The organism is Campylobacter sp. CFSAN093227, from assembly GCF_012897855.1.
GTDB lineage: Bacteria > Campylobacterota > Campylobacteria > Campylobacterales > Campylobacteraceae > Campylobacter_D > Campylobacter_D jejuni.
Genome location: NZ_CP040610.1, coordinates 145,892 through 163,457 on the forward strand (window position 1 = coordinate 145,892; position 17,566 = coordinate 163,457).

Below are 17,566 nucleotides of genomic sequence, written 5' to 3' on the forward strand. Positions count from 1 at the left end.
TTTAAGTAAAAATTTAGATTTTTTAATTTATAATTCTTAAGAAAATTTAGCATTATTTTATATTTTATAAAATTAATGTTAAAAGTTCTTTTACAAAAATTAATTAAATTTAAAAGGAAAAATATGAATAATATCAAAATAAAACTTTCTGTTATTGCAAATTCAATTGCAATTTTTGCTTTAAGTATTTTGAGCATCATTAGCTTTTACTTTACAAAAGATTCTTTGTATCAAAGTACGCTTTATACTGAAACAGAACTTCTTAAAGCAACACAAATTTCTATAGAGGATTTTAGATCCAGAAATATATCTTTGCTTAATACTCTTGAAAAAGATATATTAAAATTACCCTATGAAGCACTAAATTCTCAAGATAACATAGTTAATAATGTAGGGGCCATATTAAAATACTACCGCAATAGTGGAAATTTGCTTGCTGTTTATATTGGTTTAGATAATGGTGAAAATATCATGAGTAGTGATCTAAGCGAGAAAAAAAATACTAATATAACTATAAATGGAAAAGCCAACAACTATAATGCAACTACTAGGGAATGGTATAAAGAAGCTAGAAATAGTAATCAAATCTATATAACCCCAGCTTATATTGATGCTGTTAGTAATGAATACTGCATTACTTACTCTAAAGCTCTTTATAAGGATGGTAAATTTATTGGTGTTTTAGGAATTGATATTTTATTAACTAGTTTACAAGATCAAATCGCTAGAACTCCAGGCAATACCTTTGTTTTTGATAATAAAGATAAAATTTTTGCAGCCACCAACGAAGCTTTATTAGATCCTTCGGTAGACCATTCTCCTGTTCTAAATGCATATAAAGCTCATGGTGATAACAACTTCTTCTCTTATAAGTTAAATAATGAAGAAAGACTTGGAGCTTGTACTAAAGTCTTTGCTTATACAGCTTGTATTACCGAAAGCGCTGATATTATAAATAAACCTATATTTAAAGCAGCATATATACAAGTTATAGCCTTAATTGTTATGATATCTATTAGCATCATCCTCCTTTATTTCATCGTATCAAAATACCTCTCCCCACTTGCAGCTATCCAAACAGGTTTAACTTCATTCTTTGATTTTATCAACTATAAAACAAAAAATGTTTCTACTATAGAAGTAAAAAGCAATGATGAATTTGGACAAATCTCAAATGCTATCAATGAAAACATTCTTGCTACTAAAAGAGGCTTAGAACAAGACAATCAAGCCGTTAAAGAATCAGTTCAAACCGTATCAGTTGTAGAAGGTGGTAATTTAACAGCAAGAATTACTGCTAATCCAAGAAACCCACAACTTATTGAACTTAAAAATGTTCTAAATAAACTTCTTGATGTTTTACAAGCTAGAGTAGGTTCTGATATGAATGCTATTCATAAAATTTTTGAAGAATACAAAAGCTTAGACTTTAGAAATAAATTAGAAAATGCTAGCGGTAGTGTAGAATTAACTACTAATGCTTTAGGTGATGAAATAGTTAAAATGCTAAAACAAAGTTCAGACTTTGCTAATGCTTTAGCTAATGAAAGTGGAAAATTACAAACTGCTGTTCAAAGCTTAACCACTTCTTCAAATTCTCAAGCTCAATCTTTAGAAGAAACTGCAGCAGCTTTAGAAGAGATCACTTCTTCTATGCAAAATGTTTCAGTTAAAACTAGTGATGTTATCACTCAATCTGAAGAGATTAAAAATGTTACAGGTATTATAGGTGATATTGCAGATCAAATCAATCTTTTAGCTTTAAATGCAGCTATTGAAGCAGCTCGTGCTGGAGAACATGGTAGAGGCTTTGCAGTGGTAGCTGATGAAGTTAGAAAGTTAGCTGAAAGAACTCAAAAGTCTTTATCAGAAATTGAAGCTAATACTAATTTACTTGTTCAATCTATCAATGATATGGCAGAAAGTATTAAAGAACAAACTGCAGGTATCACTCAAATCAATGATAGCGTAGCTCAAATTGATCAAACTACTAAAGATAATGTTGAAATTGCTAATGAATCAGCTATTATTTCTAGTACAGTAAGTGATATAGCTAATAATATCTTAGAAGATGTTAAGAAGAAAAGGTTTTAATTAATCATTTATACCTAGTAAAAAACTAGGTATAAATTTTTTCCTTCAATTTAAATTTTTCATCAAAGTTTCTAAAAAGTTTCCAAATATTTTTATACTTCCATTGTTTTAAATTTCAATATGGGGTAAAAACAAATGGAAAGAAGATTGTTTTTAAAAGGTTCAGCTTTAGGTTCTATGGTGGCTTTTTTTGCAAGTTCAAATTTAAGTGCTGTTATGCTTAAGGATAAGGATTTGTTAGGTTTTAAAGCTGTTAGTGCAAGCACACAAGATAAAGTTATAGTACCGCAAGGTTATGAAGCAAAGGTTTTAATTTCTTGGGGTGATCCACTTTTTAGTAAAGCAAAACCTTATGATGAAAATAAAATCATCGATATGAATGCAGTTAAAAATGCTCATTTGGTTTTTGGAGATAACGATGATGGTATGAGTTTTTTTCCACTTTCAAAAAACAGAGGAATTTTAGCCGTTAATAATGAATATATAAATCCTGAAATCATGTTTAATCATCATGGTAAAAATTTAAGCAAAGAAGATGTTTTATACGAGCAAGCTAGTGTGGGTGTGAGTATCTTAGAAATCGAAAAAAAGGGTGATGATTGGACTGTGGTTTTAGACTCTAAGTATAACCGCAGAATCGATGCAAACACTAAAATGCAAGTAAGTGGAGCAGCTAAAAAAGAAGTTTTAAAAAATGAAAAATTTGTTCATGGAACTTTTGCAAATTGTGCAAATGGACAAACACCTTGGGGAACTTATATCACCTGTGAAGAAAATTTTGACGATTTTTTTGGAAGTTCAGATGAAAATCTAGAATTTAATGATGCCTTTAAGCGTTATGGATTTAACAAAACTAGTCTTTATGGATGGGAAAAATTTGATGAAAGATTCGATTTAGCTAAAAATATCAATGAAGCCAATCGTTTTGGTTGGATAGTGGAAATCAATCCTTTTGATGCAAAAAGCACACCTGTTAAAAGAACTTCTTTAGGGCGTTTTAAACATGAAAACGCAGAAATTATCGTAGAAAAAGATGGTTCTGTTATAGTTTATATGGGTGATGATGAGATGAATGAATTTATTTATAAATTTGTTAGCAAACATAAATACAAAAAAGATGCTGATACAAGTAAAATTTTAGATGAAGGTATTTTGTATGTAGGACAGTTTAATGGCAAGGTGGGAGATTTTAAAGGACAGGGAAAATGGATAGCTTTAGAATATGGCAAAAACAGCTTAGATGAAAAAAATGGTTTTAAGTCTCAAGCTCAAGTACTCATCAATACGCGTCTTGCTGCAAGCATTGTAGGTGCAACTCCTATGGATAGATGTGAATGGATAGCAAGCCATAAACAAAGTGGTTCTAAAGAGGTATTTGCAACACTAACGAACAACAAAAATCGCCAAGAACCTAATGCAGCAAATCCAAGGACTAAAAATGTTTATGGACAAATTTTAAAATGGATGCCAAAAAATTCTCATAAAGACGATGATTTTACTTGGGAAATTTTTGCTCTTGCTGGAAATCCTGATAACCAACAAGGCTTATATAAAGGCTCAAATAATATTACAAGTGAAAATAAATTCAATTCTCCTGATGGACTTAAATTTGATAGAGATGGAAGACTTTGGATACAAACAGATGGATCTTATTCTAATAAAGATGAATACGAAGGTATGGGAAATAACTGCATGCTAGCAGCAAATCCAAAAACAGGGGAAATCAGACGCTTTTTAACAGGGCCTATTGCTTGTGAATTAACAGGGATTGCTTTTAGTGAGGATTATACTACAATGTTTGTAGGCATACAACATCCAGGAGAAGGTTTAAAAGGTAGTACTTTTCCTTATGGAAAAACACCAAGATCGAGTGTAATAATGATAAGAAAACTTGATGGTGGAGTGATAGGAAGCTAAATAAAAATAAAGTTGCTTTTAGCAACTTTATAAAATCTTAATGCAAGCTTTCTATATAAGCCATAGCACTTAATGCAGCTACAGCTCCATCACCTGCAGCACAAATAACTTGCTTAGGCGCATCTTTTCTAAGGTCCCCTGCGGCAAAAAGTCCAGCAACGCTAGTTTGCATTTTAAGATCAACACTTACTTGCCCACCTTCTTCCATATTGCATAAAAACTTACTATCGTCTTGTTTTAAAATTTCATTTCTTACGTTAAGACCAACAAAAGTAAAAATTCCTGGAACATTTAAATCTCTAATACTACCATCTTTTAATTTTACTTTTACTCCAGCAACACCCATTTTATCGCCATATACTTCATCTACACTTGCGCTAGTAATGAGTTCTATTTTTTCGTTTTTCTTAACTTTTTCTACTGTAGATGGAGCTGCTCTAAACTCATCTCTGCGGTGGATAAGATAAATCTTAGAACAAATATTTGCTAGATATAAAGCTTCTTCTAAAGCCGTATCTCCACCACCTAAAACTGCAACTTCTTTATTTTTATAAAAAAATCCATCACAAGTTGCACAAGTGCTTACACCTTTTCCAAAAAATTCATCTTCGCCCTTAAAACCTGCTTTTTTTGGAGCTGAGCCTGTACAAACTATCACAGCTTTAGCAAGTTCTGTTTTACCACCTTCTAATTTGATGGTAAAACTTCCATCACTATTTTTTAAAATTTGTTCTACTCCAACCATTTCATGTTTTAAACCAAAACGCATACATTGTTCACTCCAAGGAGCCATAAAAGAAATTCCATCCATAACTTGGGCTACACCTGGATAATTTTCTATCTCAGAACTTGAGGTAATTTGTCCACCAGGCATACCTTTTTCAAACATTACTACATTTTTAAGTCCACCTCTAGTTGCATAAAGTCCGGCACTAAGTCCAGCAGGACCTCCACCTATGATTGCTACATCTAACATTTATATTTCCTTTATATTGAATTTTATTATTAATAATGATATAAAAATTATTCTTAATAGTAGTTAATAAAAATTATTATTTAGTATAAATTTGAAATTTTTAAGAAGAAGGCTAGTTATACTAGCCTTTAGTTTATAGTAAAGAGTTTAGTTTATCACTAATTGCTTGTTTAGATTGTGCACCAACGAGTTGATCTACAACTTCACCATTTTTAAAGAAAATAAGCGTAGGAATAGAGCGAACACCAAATTCAGCTGCTAAATCACCTTGTTCATCTGTATTTACTTTGCAAATTTTAGCTTTACCATCGAAGTCATTTGCAAGTTCATCAATAACTGGAGCAAGCATTCTACAAGGTCCGCACCATGGAGCCCAAAAATCAACTAAAGTTACACCTTCTTTTGCTTGAGCAAAATTATCACTTGTTAATTCAATATATTTTCCCATAATTTTTCCTTTCTTTAATTTTTGTCTAATTGTATTTTATTTTTTTAAATATCAGCTTAAAAACTTATATTTTCGCAAAATTGTATCACATCATTTTTAATGCAAATCAGATCAATCTGAAAATCCGATGAAATTCCATTTTTAAGATGATAAAATTCTATAGTTTTTAAAATTTTTTCAAGTTTTTTTCTATCCAAACGCTCGGAAACTTCATAATCATTTTGAGTAAATTTAACCTCTATAAAATGTAAAATTTCATCTTTTTTGGCTATTATATCGATTTCTCCAAATTTAGAATGGAAATTTCTTTTTAAAATTTCAAAGCCTTGTTTTTTTAAAAATTTACAAGCCTTATCTTCCCCTAAAATTCCATCTAAATAAGCTTTTACACCCATTATTCTATACGCATCATAAAAGGCTTGGTTTTTATAAAATCTTGTTTGCGTAAAATTTCAAGCAAATTTTGTATGCTTTTTTCATAAGTTAAATGTGTAGTAAAAAACAAAGTACTGTAATTTTCATCATTTTTTTTAGGTTTTTGTAAAAAACTATCGATAGAAATATTATTTTCACTCATCAATTGTGTGATTTTAGATAAAATCCCTATTTTATCTTCAACTTTCACCCTTAAATAATATTTTGTATAAATTTCATCTTTGCTTAAAAGCTTGTATTCTAAAGTATTCACAAAACCAAGCATTGGTGCTTTTACCTGATCTCTTACTATATCCATAAGATCTGAAATCACAGCACTTGCAGTGGCCTCTCCTCCTGCTCCTGCTCCATAATACAAACTTTCACCCAACAAATCTCCATTAATGCTTATAGCATTCATCACTCCATCAACTTTTGCAAGCATTTTTTCTTTATCTATCATAGTAGGATGCACCCTTAATTCTACTTTATTTTCACGCACCTTAGCTATACCTAAAAGTTTTATGGTAAATTCAAACTCATTAGCAAAATACATATCTTCAGGTGCAATTTCACTAATACCCTCGATCAAAATATCTTCAGGTTTAGCTTTAAGATTATAAGCGATACTTGATAAAACAAGCAGTTTATGTGCTGCATCTTGCCCTTCTATGTCAAAAGTTGGATCAGCCTCTGCATAACCTAAATTTTGAGCTATTTGCAAAGCTTGTTTAAAACTCATATTTTTTTGACTCATAGAACTTAAAATATAATTACTCGTACCATTTAAAATCCCTTTTATAGCCAAAATATTATTTGCACTTAAACCTTCTTTTAAAACCTTGATAATAGGAATTCCTCCAGCCACACTTGCTTCATAACCAAAAGCTAAATTTTTAGCCAAATTTTCAAGTTCATAACGATGATAAGCAAGCATAGCTTTATTTGCAGTAACAACAGCTTTTTTCTTTTTTAAAATTTCACTCACTATTTTAAAAGCTTCATCCACCCCACCCATTAATTCTACAAAAACATCTACATCAGCATTTAAAATTTCTGCAACGCTATGAGTAATTGGAATTAAAGCATTTTTTTTAGGACTTCTAGCAAGAGCGATCACAGGAGTTATGCTTTGCCCACATCTTGCACGAATAAGTTTATCATTTTCTAAAAGAAATTTAACCACCGCACTTCCAACAGTGCCATAACCAAGAATCGCTACTTTCATAACTTACTCTTTTAAATATTTTTTGATATTACGTGCAGCTTGGCGTATGCGATTTTCATTTTCAATTAAAGCAATTCTTACATACTCATCACCTGCTTCGCCAAAACCTACCCCAGGACTTACTGCAACACTAGCACGCTGTAAAAGTTGCTTTGAAAATTCTAAACTTTTTAAATGTCTTTTGCTTTCAGGGAGTTTTGCCCAAACAAACATACTTGCTCTTGGTTTTTGAAGTTTCCAGCCTGCATTTTCAAAAGCTTCAAGTAAAATGTGCATTCTTTTATCATAAGTTGCACGGATTTCATCTACACAAGTTTGATCTCCATCTAAAGCTATGGTAGCTGCTACTTGAATAGGTGTGTACATACCATAATCAAACCAAGATTTTATTTTTTTAAGCGCACTGACTAAGCGTTTATTTCCTACTACAAAACCCACGCGCCAGCCTGCCATATTGTAAGATTTTGAAAGAGTGTAAGTTTCTACCGCTATATCTTTTGCGCCTTCAATTTCCAAAATAGAAGGAGTTTTATAGTCATCATAAGTTAAATCTGCATAAGCAATATCTGAAATAATATAAAATCTTTCTTTTTTTGCCGTTGCTATCAATCTTTCATAAAAACTTTTCTCACAAGTTACTGTTGTTGGATTATGCGGGAAATTAACAACGACATATTTTGGACGCGGGATGCTTTCATTTAAAGTTTTATGTAAATTTTCAAAAAATTGATTTTCATCAAGCTCAAATTTTTCATTATAAGCTAAAGGCATTTTTGCTACATTACCTCCTGCTATAATAAAAGCTTGAGTATGTATAGGATAAGCAGGAGTTGGCACAATAGCAACATCTCCAGGATTTATAATCGCTCTTGCAAGATTTACAAAACCCTCTTTTGAACCCATAGTAGCTACAACTTCATTTTCAGGATCTAGGTTGACATTATATTTTCTTTTATACCAATTACAAATTGCTAAGCGAAGTTTATAAATCCCCATGGATGTAGAATATCCCGAGGTTTTATCTTTGTTAGCACTTTCACAAAGTTTATCTATAATGTGTTGTGGAGTTTTACCATCGGGATTTCCCATTGAAAAGTCGATGATATCCTCTCCAGCACGTCTTGCTGCCATTTTTATCGCATTTACTTCTGCGAAAACATAATTTGGAAGTCTTTCTATGGTATTAAAACGGATTTCATCAAACATTTCTTAATCCTTTATTTTTTAAGTGTGATTTTTAAACCCCTGCGTATATTATCTAAACTATACATATCGCTTACAATAGCATATATAGCACCATTTGGAATAAGTTCTGAAAAATGATTATTTTTATTTTCGCTTTTTACTGCTTTAATTAGATTCAGATTTTTATCTAAAAAGAAGATTTTAGGAAACCAATTGTCTAAATCATTTGCATCAATAATCAAATTTGTAGCATTTTTTAAATCAAACACATAGTCTTTAAGGGGTTTTTCTAATGATTTTGGAGTATTTAAATTAACATTTGTATTGGTTTTTAATACAGCATTGGAAAAATTTAAATCATATTCATAGTCATATGCTCCAATGCGCTTAATATTATCTATATAGACAGAATTTTCTTTTAAGAGATTGTAAAGCGTTCCAGGATCTAAAACATATTGAGATTCTACTTGTATGGTATAGTCAATATTTCCTTCTCTTAAAATCAAATCTGTAGGGATAAAATATATATATCCAGCATCTGTTAAAACATCGGATAAAATTTTAAAAAACATAACTTCATCAGCTTTTGCTTTAAAATTTAGTTTTAGACTTTGAGGATTTGATAGTGTTAAGGCAATTAAAGAATTGGTTTTTAATATTTGAGATATTTTTGCAATATCACAATTTCCATTATTATCTATGTAAGAATTATTTGAGAATAATAATTCTAGTTGAGAATTTTTACTAGGATTGTTTACTAAATTTTTTGCTAATTCAAGGCTTGAGATTGCAAAAGATATATTAACCCAAAGAGTAAGAATAATAATTTTTTTTACCATTCTTTACCTTTATTTAATTTTACAAATTCAGCAGCTGAAATACTTGTAATTTTTCCATCTTTAATCAAGAAACGTTTTGAAATTCCTGCAGGAAATTTTTGTTCTTTATTTTCTTGATCAAACATTGTTAAAGCTGCAGCCCCTGTTAAAATTAACTGATCTTTATCTAAAGAAATATTAAAATCTTTTTCTTTAACAAAGCTTGTTTTTTTAAGACTTTTTAAATCTATTAAACCTATCCAAATCTTGGTAGAGGTTTTAAAATGTGCTTCTTTTAAAGAATCAGTTTTTGGTGTATTTGTGTCTTCTTGAATTTGGGTATTTTTTTCTTCATCGAGCAGGGTTGTGTTATTTTCACTGATATTATTTTCTATGCTTATGTTTTTATCATTTTCTTGTAATGAGATGTTTTGGCTTGGTAAAACGCTCTCTGTTTGATTTGTTTCTTGTGCTTTATTGTTGTCTATAACAACAACATTGTTTCCACCTAAAGATTTTAAATTTTCTTGTGCTTGTCCTATGATATCTATAACTGTTGCACTAGTATTATTTTGTTCATCTTTGAAAAAAGTTTTAAGTGTATCAAAATAATAAATTCCACTTCCTATAATCACTAAAACAATAAGAACAATCAAAAAAGGCCAAGTGTTAGAGGATTTTTGACTATAAGCATCTAGTTTTGGGGTTATCATTTTTGATTTTGTTTGTGGAGTAGGATTGTTTTCGTTAAGATAAGCTTCATACTCTTCGTTAAAATCACTAAAGTCGAGTTCGTATTCTCTGCTCAAAATTTTAACAAAACCTTTAACATTAAAACGACTTAAAACAGCAAAATTCTTTTCTACTAAAGCTTCAAGAAAATCAAGTTCAATTTGCGTTTTTGCTGCAACTTCTTTTAAATTTAATTCTTGTATTTTTTTCCAATTAAGCATTTAACATCCTATCACAAAGTATTGCAAAAGCAGCGCTGACATTAAGACTATCAAAATTATTTTTCATCGCAATGCCCACACATTCATCGCATTTTTTTACAATTTTAGAGCTTAAACCAAAACCCTCACTACCCAAAACTAAAACTTTTTTACCATTGCTTATTTTTACACTGTGAATTTCTTTTCCCGAGCCATCACTCGCATAAAAATAAAAACCTACTTGTTTTAGTTCATTTATTACACTTAAAGCATCGTTGCTTATTGCAATAGGTAAATCAAGAGCCGCTCCGCTGCTTGTGCGAATTACTCCTTCCATGGCTAATTTTTCACCAATAAAAATTAAAGCCCCAACCCCTAAAGCATAAGCTGTACGCGTGATAGCCCCTATATTTCCTACATCACTAATTCCATAAAGCATAACAATAAAATCATTTTTTTTGATCTCATTTAAATTTGCAAAAGAACTTTCTTTAATATCTAGCAAAAAACCTTGATGATTTCCACCTTTCGCATAAGCTTGAGCAGTTTTAAAATCAAGTTTTTTGATTTTAAAACCTGATTTTGCGATTTTGGAAAAAGTAATTTTATCACATTCTTTTGCTAAATAAAGCTCATTGATACAGTCTTTATGATATTCTAAAATATAAAAAAATATTTGCTTCCCATAAACTATCATATTAAAATTTTACCTAATCTTGACTTAAAAGCAGTTTTTGATAAATTTCTTTTGCATTTTTTCCATTGATCTTTGATAATAATTTTGCTTTTGCTTTTAAAGACAGCTCTAAATCCATAATATCTTTTTCACAAAGAGTATTTTGCAAAAAATTTTGCTCTTTTGATTGCAGTACTACAACCCATTCACCGTTTAAATTAGACTTTTTTAAAATTTCAGAAAGCTCTTTAGCATTGCCTTTAAATTTTTTTTCAAATTTTTTACTGATTTCTTTAATCAAAAAAATTTCTCTTTGGCTGTCTAGAATCATAATCTGTTCTACTAAAGATAAAATACGCTTGGGGGATTCGTAAATAATACTTGGATAAGGAAAGTTTAAAATTTTTTCTATATCTTTTTGTCTTTCTTTGCCTTTATTTGCTAAAAAACCAATAAAGATAAATTCTTTTTGACAAAATGCTGAGCTTACAAGAGCAACTAAGGCTGCATTTGCACCTGGTAAAATTTCATAGGTGATATTATTTTCTTGTGCAAATTCTACCAAAGCCTTGCCAGGATCACTAATCCCTGGCATTCCTGCATCGCTTAAATAAGCTACATTTTTTTCAAATATCTTTAAATCAATACTTGCTAAAACTTCTTTTTCATTATGGGAGTGTAAGGCTATAAATTTAGAAATATGTATATCAGTGTGAAATTTGGTATTTAATAACGAAATCAAAGACTTACTTACTCTTGTATCTTCGCAAAACACAAGATCGCAAGTCTTTAAAAGTTCTAAGGCTCTAAAAGAAATATCGCTTAAATTTCCTATGGGAGTAGGAATAAAATAAAGCATAATTATTGCATTGCGTATTTTTTCTTAAATTTCTCTACACGACCTGCAGCATCTACAATTTTTTCACTGCCTGTAAAAAAAGGATGGCAATTTGAACAAATATCTACTCTTAATTCTGCTTTGTTTGACTTTGTTGTAAAAGTATTTCCACAAGCACAACTTACTTTGCATTCTATATATTCTGGGTGAATTTCTTTTTTCATTAGTTTTCCTTAAAAATTAAAACAATAAGCCGTGATTATAAATTATTTAACATAAAAAAGAGATTAATTTAAGAAAAGTTAAAGCAAAATTTTTGAAGCTATAGCTATAATAGCTGTTTGACTTTTTAGAATATTAGAGCTTTTAAGAGAGATTTTCCGGTTAAACAATAATCTCTCATCATTGTTAAATCCACCTTCAGGACCTATAAAATATAATTCTTTTTCATCGAAATGATTTTGTTGTTCTCCTTGAAAATCAACCATAATTGCATTTGGAAATTTTTGAACAAATTCTTGAGTGCTTTGGTGGATAATTAAATCCATTTTAGTATTTCTACCGCATTGTTCACAAGAAGAAATAATGATTTTTTCAAATCTTTCTAAATCGATTTTAAAATTTCTTTGTGAAAAATTTGTAAAAACCAAATGTAACTTTTTTACTCCAAGTTCATTTAAGAAAGGTAGAGTTTTTTCTAAAATTTTAATATCTATAATGGCTAAGGCTAAGTTTAATTCACTTTGTTTTATATTTTGTGATTTTTTGTTTAAAAATTTTAAAGTGCAAGAATTTCTTGTTAAATTTGTGATTGTATAGTTGTAAAGAAAATTATCTTGTAAATTTCTAAGATTTAGCTCCGAATTTTCCTTTACTCTTCTTACTTTTAAATGGTTAAAGTTTTCACCTTGAAGTTGTATAAACTCTTCTCCAGCTTGCTTGTTATACAAAAATTGCATTTTATAGATATCTTTCTATTAAAAAAGGCAAAAACAATAAAAAAATTTCAAAAGGTAAAATCAAACAACTAATCCATCTAAAAGTGGCATATTTTCTAAATCTTCTTGCTTTTTTAAAACAAACAAAGTGAAAAATTGCTAAGGCAAAAATTAAGATCCAAGAAAAAATCATTACCCAGATATTGACATTCATTTGAAATTGTTTCATTGCTGATAACAAACAACCTGTAAAAATAATCAAAGCTAAAAATAAATAATAAATTGGTAAAAATAATCGTATTCTGCGAATAAAAATGAATTCGGTTTTAAAATTTCCTTGTGTTAGTATAAGATAAAAAAGCATTAAAAAACCGCTCGCATAAAGACTATAAAGATGTAAAGCTAAAAAGAATTCGTAACTTTGATCCATTATTTTCCTTTGTTTATAAAATCAGCTAAATTTTGAATTTGTTCATCGCTTAAAAAACTATGGTTTTTATCTTTTATCGTTTTTATTTTTTGTATAAAAATTTTATTGCCCAAGGTTTTAATGGCTGTGCTGTTTTTGGGTTTTAATTCTCCTTTTTCTCCATGACAAGTGGCGCATTTTTGTTTATATAAAGAGTTGATAATAGTAGGATTGGCTTCATGTTCATCATCTGAACTTTGTGCTTCATCATCTACAGGTAAAGGCAGGTTGGAGTCACTTAATTCTGTTTTTTCATCGTTTTGTTCTATTTGAACTACTTCTTGATCTGTATTTTGAGTCTTGGAAATATTTTTTTCATCATTAGAACAGGCAGATAAAACTAATAAAAAAAAACTTAAGGCAATTAAAATTTTAGCTTTTTGCATTAAATCTCCTTTGGATTTATAAAAATTTCTTCATTTTTTAATTTGTTATAAAAATCTATATCATTCCATTCTGCTTTAATGCCATTGGAAAATTCTATGTCTTGAAGTGAAATTTTTGGCATTAGCTCACTATAGGCATCTTCTCTAAAACCTTGTGCATAGCCTGTTCTTGTTTCATGAACAATGATGCTTTGTAAAGTCACTCCTTGTTCTCCATTTATCATTTTTGTTTGTTGTAATAAAGCATCTATAAGTATGAAAAATACACGACAAAAATTTTCAGCACTTACATTAACAGGCAGGCAAATCCAACGACTTGAATATTTTTTCATTTCTTCTAAATATTTTGCGTCATCATATTTAAAAAGAGTGATAGCATGATCAAAACTATCAATAATTTGGCGTATATAGGTTTTTAAAAGTCCAAAATCATAGACCATTCCAGCATTATCTAAATATTTGCTTTCAAGTAAAACTTCAACTTTGTAAGAATGTCCATGAATGCTACTTTTACAACGTTTAGAAGAACAAAATCTAACAATGTGTGCGTTTTCAAATTCAAATAATTTTCTTATAATCATACACCCTCTTTATCGTTCCAAAGACGAATATGAATTCTATCAGAATAATTATAACCATTCTTAATACAAAATTCAGCAATTTTTTGAGCATTTTTTTTAAGGTTTTGTTCATTTTCACCCATAGGCATACAAAAAATTTGATTTGGAGCTTCTTTTAGAATTTCATTGATTTCTAAAAATGAATTATCAAGGGTATTAGCATCTAAAACAAATTTATAAAAACTATCTTTTGCGTAATTTTTAAATGCTTTTAAAGCTTTAAAATTTAATCGTTTATCTTTTTTTATCCCACTATTTTGGAGTTTAACGCTTAAAGCAAAAATACATTCTTTGTAAAAAGGATATCTATCAAAATCAATTTCTATACTTCCATTGCTTTCAAAGTGTATTTCAAATTTATTTTTTAATAACATTTGGATAAATTTTATAAATTCAGGATTTTCATAATGGATTAATGGCTCTCCACCTGTGATAACAACTATAGGATTAAAGTCTTGTTTTAATTTTATCACTCTTTTTAAAAGTTCATTAGCATTTAAAGTTTCATAACTTTCTTTAAAATCTTTTGTGAAAACAGCTCTTATCGTGTCACATCCAATGAGAGTTTTATCGTTTTTTGATATTTTTACATTAAAACCTAAACAGTTGAAATTACAACCAGCAAAACGCATAAAAATAGCTAATTTTCCATTATATTTGCCTTCTCCTTGAATGCTTAAGAAACTTTCAACAAGTTGCAAAATTAACCTCCAGTTTGATAAAAAGCACGAGATGAGGTTTCATTATCAACAACACTCCATTTATTTTTTTCTGGTTTATTTCTTAATACTTCTTGTAATATTTCTACAGCGGCTTTAATATCACCTTTTCGAACCGCTTCTTTTATGCTTAATGCTTCATCAAAATAAAGGCAAGGTATTAACAAGCCTTCAGCACTTAAGCGTATGCGATTGCAAGAATCGCAAAATTCATGGCTATGAGGATCTATAATTCCAAATTCATAATCATCTGCCTTGTAAATACTCACAGGTGCTTTTTCATCTTTTTTTATAAGTTGAATTTGATATTTTTGATTCAAAATTTGTATAATTTCATCTCTTTTTAATCCTTGTAATTTACCATAAGCATGAGTATTTTCCATAAATTCTATAAAGCGAATTTGAGCTTTTTTTGATTTTGCAAATTCCAAAAGAGATATCAGTTCATCATCGTTTAAATTTTTAAGAGCTACAGTATTAAGTTTTACTTTCAAATCTAGATTTAAAGCTTCATCAATTCCAGATAAAACACTATCTAATATATCTTTTTGCGCAAGAGTTTTTGCTTTTTTGTGATCTAGGGTATCAAGTGAAATATTAAGTCGTTTAAGTCCAGCATTTTTTAGGTCTTTAGCAAAGTCTTTTAGTAAAAATCCATTTGTAGTTATAGCAAGGTCAATATCGCTTTTATAATCGTTAATCATTTTTATAAAAATACTTAAATCTTTTCTTAATAAAGGTTCCCCACCTGTTATACGGATTTTTTCAATTCCTTCGTCTATAGCTGCTTTAACAAATAAAAAAAGTTCTTCGAAGCTTAATAAATTTTCTTTTGGCTGATAATCGAAAGGAATTTTTGGCATACAATAAAGGCAGCGAAAGTTACATCTTTGTGTAACTGAAATTCTAAGATAATTTATCTTTCTACCGAATTGATCTATAAGCATTTATTTTCCATTCTATTTTATTAATTTCTTAAATTTTAAGACAAGTTCTACATTTCCAGTGCCAATGCGTAAATCTTTAGCGATTTGTTCTATGCTTTTTCCTTCTTTGAAAAGATTTTCTATTTTTTGTTCTTCTGTATCGTAATTTGGTGTAAGTTTAGCCATGCTTTGTGCTTTTTGTTCCAAATTTAAAAGACGATTTTGTTGTTCATTTTGAAAATCTTCTATGATATGTTCCATAGTTTTTAGTGTTCTTAAAACAGGAGTGATTTTTGAACTGATTTGTTTATCAAGTTCAATCATAATTTCTTCTTTTAAAAGAGAGGTTTTATAGTCTTCATCCTCTTCGCTATCATCTTTAACTCCTAATTCTTTACGAAAATAATGAAGTTCTTTGGTAATATCTTCTATCACATTTTGAAGTTTTGCTATTTTTGCATTATTTTCTCTTTCTTTGATATTCATGTAGGCTAGCATTGCAATTAAAAGCACAATTATAAAAACTAAATAAAGTACATCATCACTCATTCTTGGCCTTTCTTATTTCTTATCATATTTCTTTGGATTTCAACAACAAAAGCATCAAAAGCCATTTTGTCTTCAGGCTTAATTTTGATAATTTTTGCCAATGTTTGACTTTGAGCTTTGATAAAAATAGCTATTTTTTGATTATTTAAATCAAATCTTAAATAATATTCTTTATCTTCTTCTAAAATAGTATCCAAAAAATTTAGATACTCAAAATTTAAAGATTCTATTACCCCTTTTTGCTTAAGTGGTATAAGTTCTTTATTTTTATCTAAAGAATTTTCAAGCCTTAAAATATCTTCTTTTAGACTTAAAAGAAGATCAAAAATAATTTTTTCACCCTCGTCAAAATCAATGCGTAAAGCAAGTTTTTTCCATTTTAAAATTTGAGAAATTGCTCCAAGTTTTAGGTATTCTCCAAGAAAACGGTTATTTTCTATTTCACAACATTCTAAATGAGCTTCAAATCCTGCTTTAAAAAGTGCTAATTCCATAATAAATCAATCCAAATAAAAATAAAAAAGATAATACTTAAATAACCATTTAGAGTAAAAAATGCTCTATCAATATGAGCAAAATTCTTGTGAACAATTTTATGTTCCAAGGCTAAAATAATACCGCTTATAATTACCCCAATAAGTGCTATTTTTCCAAGTGCTACACCCCAAACTTCCCACACAAAAAGAAGCCAAAATAATACCGCTAAAATATGGCAAAAAGCTGATATAAATAAAGTAGCCTTTGAACCAAATTTAGCAGGAATAGAGTGAAGTCCTATTTTTTTATCATACTCCATATCTTGTAAAGAATAAAGCAGATCAAACCCAGCTGTCCAAAAAGTTACACCTAAACATAAAATAACGCTATAAATGTGAATTTCACCCATAATTATAACACTTCCTGCAATAGGCGCAAGTCCTAAACAAAATCCTAAAACTAAATGTGCTAAAGAACTAAAGCGCTTAAAAGCTGAATAAATAGCCAATACCAAAAGCACAGGAAAAGACAAATAAAAGGCCAAAGTATTAATAAAATAAGAACATGATATAAAAATAAGTGCATTAATAATGATAAAAATCCATACGCTTTTTCTACCTATTTTTCCACTGACATTAGGGCGATTTGCACAACGAGGATTATCCTTATCTATATCTTCATCCATTAAACGATTTGTAGCCATGGCAAAATTTCTTGCACTTACCGCACAAATAATGCCTAAAATCAACGCCTTAAAACCAAACCAAGCAGTGTCATTTGCAAGTTTTGATGCTACAATCATAGAGGAAAATAAAAAAGGCAAAGCAAAAATAGAATGCTTAAATACTACAAGTTCTAAAATATCTTTAAATTTTATCCAGAATGTGTTCATTTTTCTACTTTAAAATATTTTTTGCTATGATTTTACTAAAATTTTTATAAATTTTAGGATAAAT

21 protein-coding genes are annotated in these 17,566 nt (G+C 29.3%); 2 read left to right on the forward strand and 19 right to left on the reverse strand.

The window, feature by feature from the left end; translation table 11 throughout:
• Positions 1-75 precede the first annotated feature (75 nt).
• Positions 76-2,094 (forward strand): methyl-accepting chemotaxis protein, encoded by a 2,019-nt coding sequence (locus FBF06_RS00725; RefSeq protein WP_079768733.1) that lies wholly within the window; start codon positions 76-78, stop codon positions 2,092-2,094.
• 135 nt (positions 2,095-2,229) lie between these two features.
• Entirely contained in the window at positions 2,230-4,011 is a 1,782-nt protein-coding gene (locus FBF06_RS00730) for a PhoX family phosphatase (protein WP_057100299.1), read from the forward strand.
• A gap of 37 nt (positions 4,012-4,048) precedes the next feature.
• On the opposite strand, the gene trxB is transcribed toward FBF06_RS00730, so the two are convergent.
• From trxB to mqnP, 19 genes are all read right to left on the reverse strand, one after another.
• On the reverse strand, positions 4,049-4,987 hold the full coding sequence (gene trxB, locus FBF06_RS00735) for a thioredoxin-disulfide reductase (protein ID WP_002851648.1): 939 nt from the start codon (positions 4,985-4,987) through the stop codon (positions 4,049-4,051).
• 133 nt (positions 4,988-5,120) lie between these two features.
• Complete coding sequence (gene trxA, locus FBF06_RS00740; RefSeq protein ID WP_052861994.1) at positions 5,121-5,435, reverse strand: thioredoxin; 315 nt, start codon at positions 5,433-5,435, stop codon at positions 5,121-5,123.
• Between the two features lie 56 nt (positions 5,436-5,491).
• Positions 5,492-5,830 (reverse strand): YraN family protein, encoded by a 339-nt coding sequence (locus tag FBF06_RS00745; protein WP_002851874.1) that lies wholly within the window; start codon positions 5,828-5,830, stop codon positions 5,492-5,494.
• Entirely contained in the window at positions 5,830-7,077 is a 1,248-nt protein-coding gene (locus FBF06_RS00750) for a homoserine dehydrogenase (protein WP_168977492.1), read from the reverse strand. Before FBF06_RS00750 ends, FBF06_RS00745 begins: the two co-directional genes overlap by 1 nt.
• 3 nt (positions 7,078-7,080) lie before the next feature.
• Positions 7,081-8,283, reverse strand: coding sequence for an LL-diaminopimelate aminotransferase (locus tag FBF06_RS00755; protein ID WP_002888244.1), 1,203 nt, complete (start codon positions 8,281-8,283; stop codon positions 7,081-7,083).
• An 11-nt stretch (positions 8,284-8,294) separates the two neighbouring features.
• Positions 8,295-9,101 carry a hypothetical protein gene (locus FBF06_RS00760; protein WP_002934851.1) on the reverse strand — a complete coding sequence of 269 codons (807 nt, stop codon included), beginning with the start codon at positions 9,099-9,101 and terminating at the stop codon, positions 8,295-8,297.
• Positions 9,095-10,033, reverse strand: coding sequence for a membrane protein (locus FBF06_RS00765; protein WP_002888241.1), 939 nt, complete (start codon positions 10,031-10,033; stop codon positions 9,095-9,097). The genes FBF06_RS00760 and FBF06_RS00765 overlap by 7 nt, the downstream gene beginning before the upstream one ends.
• On the reverse strand, positions 10,026-10,709 hold the full coding sequence (rlmB, locus tag FBF06_RS00770) for a 23S rRNA (guanosine(2251)-2'-O)-methyltransferase RlmB (RefSeq protein ID WP_002888239.1): 684 nt from the start codon (positions 10,707-10,709) through the stop codon (positions 10,026-10,028). Before rlmB ends, FBF06_RS00765 begins: the two co-directional genes overlap by 8 nt.
• A 13-nt stretch (positions 10,710-10,722) precedes the next feature.
• Positions 10,723-11,547, reverse strand: coding sequence for a 16S rRNA (cytidine(1402)-2'-O)-methyltransferase (rsmI, locus tag FBF06_RS00775; RefSeq protein ID WP_002869759.1), 825 nt, complete (start codon positions 11,545-11,547; stop codon positions 10,723-10,725).
• Between the two features lie 2 nt (positions 11,548-11,549).
• On the reverse strand, positions 11,550-11,750 hold the full coding sequence (rpmE, locus tag FBF06_RS00780) for a 50S ribosomal protein L31 (RefSeq protein WP_002860655.1): 201 nt from the start codon (positions 11,748-11,750) through the stop codon (positions 11,550-11,552).
• 78 nt (positions 11,751-11,828) lie between these two features.
• Complete coding sequence (locus FBF06_RS00785) at positions 11,829-12,485, reverse strand: 16S rRNA (uracil(1498)-N(3))-methyltransferase (RefSeq protein ID WP_168977493.1); 657 nt, start codon at positions 12,483-12,485, stop codon at positions 11,829-11,831.
• Between the two features lies 1 nt (position 12,486).
• Positions 12,487-12,894 (reverse strand): membrane protein, encoded by a 408-nt coding sequence (locus FBF06_RS00790; RefSeq protein ID WP_002851635.1) that lies wholly within the window; start codon positions 12,892-12,894, stop codon positions 12,487-12,489.
• The gene (locus FBF06_RS00795) at positions 12,894-13,319 is read right to left on the reverse strand and encodes a cytochrome c (RefSeq protein WP_002860979.1); all 426 of its coding nucleotides are present in this window, start codon (positions 13,317-13,319) and stop codon (positions 12,894-12,896) included. Before FBF06_RS00795 ends, FBF06_RS00790 begins: the two co-directional genes overlap by 1 nt.
• Positions 13,319-13,900, reverse strand: coding sequence for a 6-carboxytetrahydropterin synthase (locus tag FBF06_RS00800; RefSeq protein ID WP_002882151.1), 582 nt, complete (start codon positions 13,898-13,900; stop codon positions 13,319-13,321). The genes FBF06_RS00795 and FBF06_RS00800 overlap by 1 nt, the downstream gene beginning before the upstream one ends.
• A complete protein-coding gene (locus FBF06_RS00805; RefSeq protein WP_002857378.1) occupies positions 13,897-14,640 on the reverse strand; it encodes a 7-carboxy-7-deazaguanine synthase QueE in 744 nt (247 codons plus the stop codon). The genes FBF06_RS00800 and FBF06_RS00805 overlap by 4 nt, the downstream gene beginning before the upstream one ends.
• Before the next feature lie 2 nt (positions 14,641-14,642).
• Complete coding sequence (moaA, locus tag FBF06_RS00810) at positions 14,643-15,605, reverse strand: GTP 3',8-cyclase MoaA (protein WP_052796037.1); 963 nt, start codon at positions 15,603-15,605, stop codon at positions 14,643-14,645.
• Between the two features lie 12 nt (positions 15,606-15,617).
• Positions 15,618-16,133, reverse strand: coding sequence for a hypothetical protein (locus FBF06_RS00815; RefSeq protein ID WP_002851715.1), 516 nt, complete (start codon positions 16,131-16,133; stop codon positions 15,618-15,620).
• Positions 16,130-16,627 carry a hypothetical protein gene (locus FBF06_RS00820; RefSeq protein WP_002851641.1) on the reverse strand — a complete coding sequence of 166 codons (498 nt, stop codon included), beginning with the start codon at positions 16,625-16,627 and terminating at the stop codon, positions 16,130-16,132. The genes FBF06_RS00815 and FBF06_RS00820 overlap by 4 nt, the downstream gene beginning before the upstream one ends.
• Positions 16,618-17,502 (reverse strand): menaquinone biosynthesis prenyltransferase MqnP, encoded by an 885-nt coding sequence (gene mqnP, locus FBF06_RS00825; RefSeq protein WP_002859371.1) that lies wholly within the window; start codon positions 17,500-17,502, stop codon positions 16,618-16,620. Before mqnP ends, FBF06_RS00820 begins: the two co-directional genes overlap by 10 nt.
• Between the last annotated feature and the right edge of the window lie 64 nt (positions 17,503-17,566).

What these genes read in the sequence shown, in the direction of transcription:
- FBF06_RS00725 (WP_079768733.1), top strand. Translation starts at nt 76, where the DNA reads ATGTTAAAAGTTCTTTTACAAAAATTAATTAAATTTAAAAGGAAAAAT.
- FBF06_RS00730 (WP_057100299.1), top strand. Translation starts at nt 2,230, where the DNA reads ATGGAAAGAAGATTGTTTTTAAAAGGTTCAGCTTTAGGTTCTATGGTG.
- trxB (WP_002851648.1), bottom strand. Translation starts at nt 4,987, where the DNA reads ATGTTAGATGTAGCAATCATAGGTGGAGGTCCTGCTGGACTTAGTGCC.
- trxA (WP_052861994.1), bottom strand. Translation starts at nt 5,435, where the DNA reads ATGGGAAAATATATTGAATTAACAAGTGATAATTTTGCTCAAGCAAAA.
- FBF06_RS00745 (WP_002851874.1), bottom strand. Translation starts at nt 5,830, where the DNA reads ATGGGTGTAAAAGCTTATTTAGATGGAATTTTAGGGGAAGATAAGGCT.
- FBF06_RS00750 (WP_168977492.1), bottom strand. Translation starts at nt 7,077, where the DNA reads ATGAAAGTAGCGATTCTTGGTTATGGCACTGTTGGAAGTGCGGTGGTT.
- FBF06_RS00755 (WP_002888244.1), bottom strand. Translation starts at nt 8,283, where the DNA reads ATGTTTGATGAAATCCGTTTTAATACCATAGAAAGACTTCCAAATTAT.
- FBF06_RS00760 (WP_002934851.1), bottom strand. Translation starts at nt 9,101, where the DNA reads ATGGTAAAAAAAATTATTATTCTTACTCTTTGGGTTAATATATCTTTT.
- FBF06_RS00765 (WP_002888241.1), bottom strand. Translation starts at nt 10,033, where the DNA reads ATGCTTAATTGGAAAAAAATACAAGAATTAAATTTAAAAGAAGTTGCA.
- rlmB (WP_002888239.1), bottom strand. Translation starts at nt 10,709, where the DNA reads ATGATAGTTTATGGGAAGCAAATATTTTTTTATATTTTAGAATATCAT.
- rsmI (WP_002869759.1), bottom strand. Translation starts at nt 11,547, where the DNA reads ATGCTTTATTTTATTCCTACTCCCATAGGAAATTTAAGCGATATTTCT.
- rpmE (WP_002860655.1), bottom strand. Translation starts at nt 11,750, where the DNA reads ATGAAAAAAGAAATTCACCCAGAATATATAGAATGCAAAGTAAGTTGT.
- FBF06_RS00785 (WP_168977493.1), bottom strand. Translation starts at nt 12,485, where the DNA reads ATGCAATTTTTGTATAACAAGCAAGCTGGAGAAGAGTTTATACAACTT.
- FBF06_RS00790 (WP_002851635.1), bottom strand. Translation starts at nt 12,894, where the DNA reads ATGGATCAAAGTTACGAATTCTTTTTAGCTTTACATCTTTATAGTCTT.
- FBF06_RS00795 (WP_002860979.1), bottom strand. Translation starts at nt 13,319, where the DNA reads ATGCAAAAAGCTAAAATTTTAATTGCCTTAAGTTTTTTTTTATTAGTT.
- FBF06_RS00800 (WP_002882151.1), bottom strand. Translation starts at nt 13,900, where the DNA reads ATGATTATAAGAAAATTATTTGAATTTGAAAACGCACACATTGTTAGA.
- moaA (WP_052796037.1), bottom strand. Translation starts at nt 15,605, where the DNA reads ATGCTTATAGATCAATTCGGTAGAAAGATAAATTATCTTAGAATTTCA.
- FBF06_RS00815 (WP_002851715.1), bottom strand. Translation starts at nt 16,133, where the DNA reads ATGAGTGATGATGTACTTTATTTAGTTTTTATAATTGTGCTTTTAATT.
- FBF06_RS00820 (WP_002851641.1), bottom strand. Translation starts at nt 16,627, where the DNA reads ATGGAATTAGCACTTTTTAAAGCAGGATTTGAAGCTCATTTAGAATGT.
- mqnP (WP_002859371.1), bottom strand. Translation starts at nt 17,502, where the DNA reads ATGAACACATTCTGGATAAAATTTAAAGATATTTTAGAACTTGTAGTA.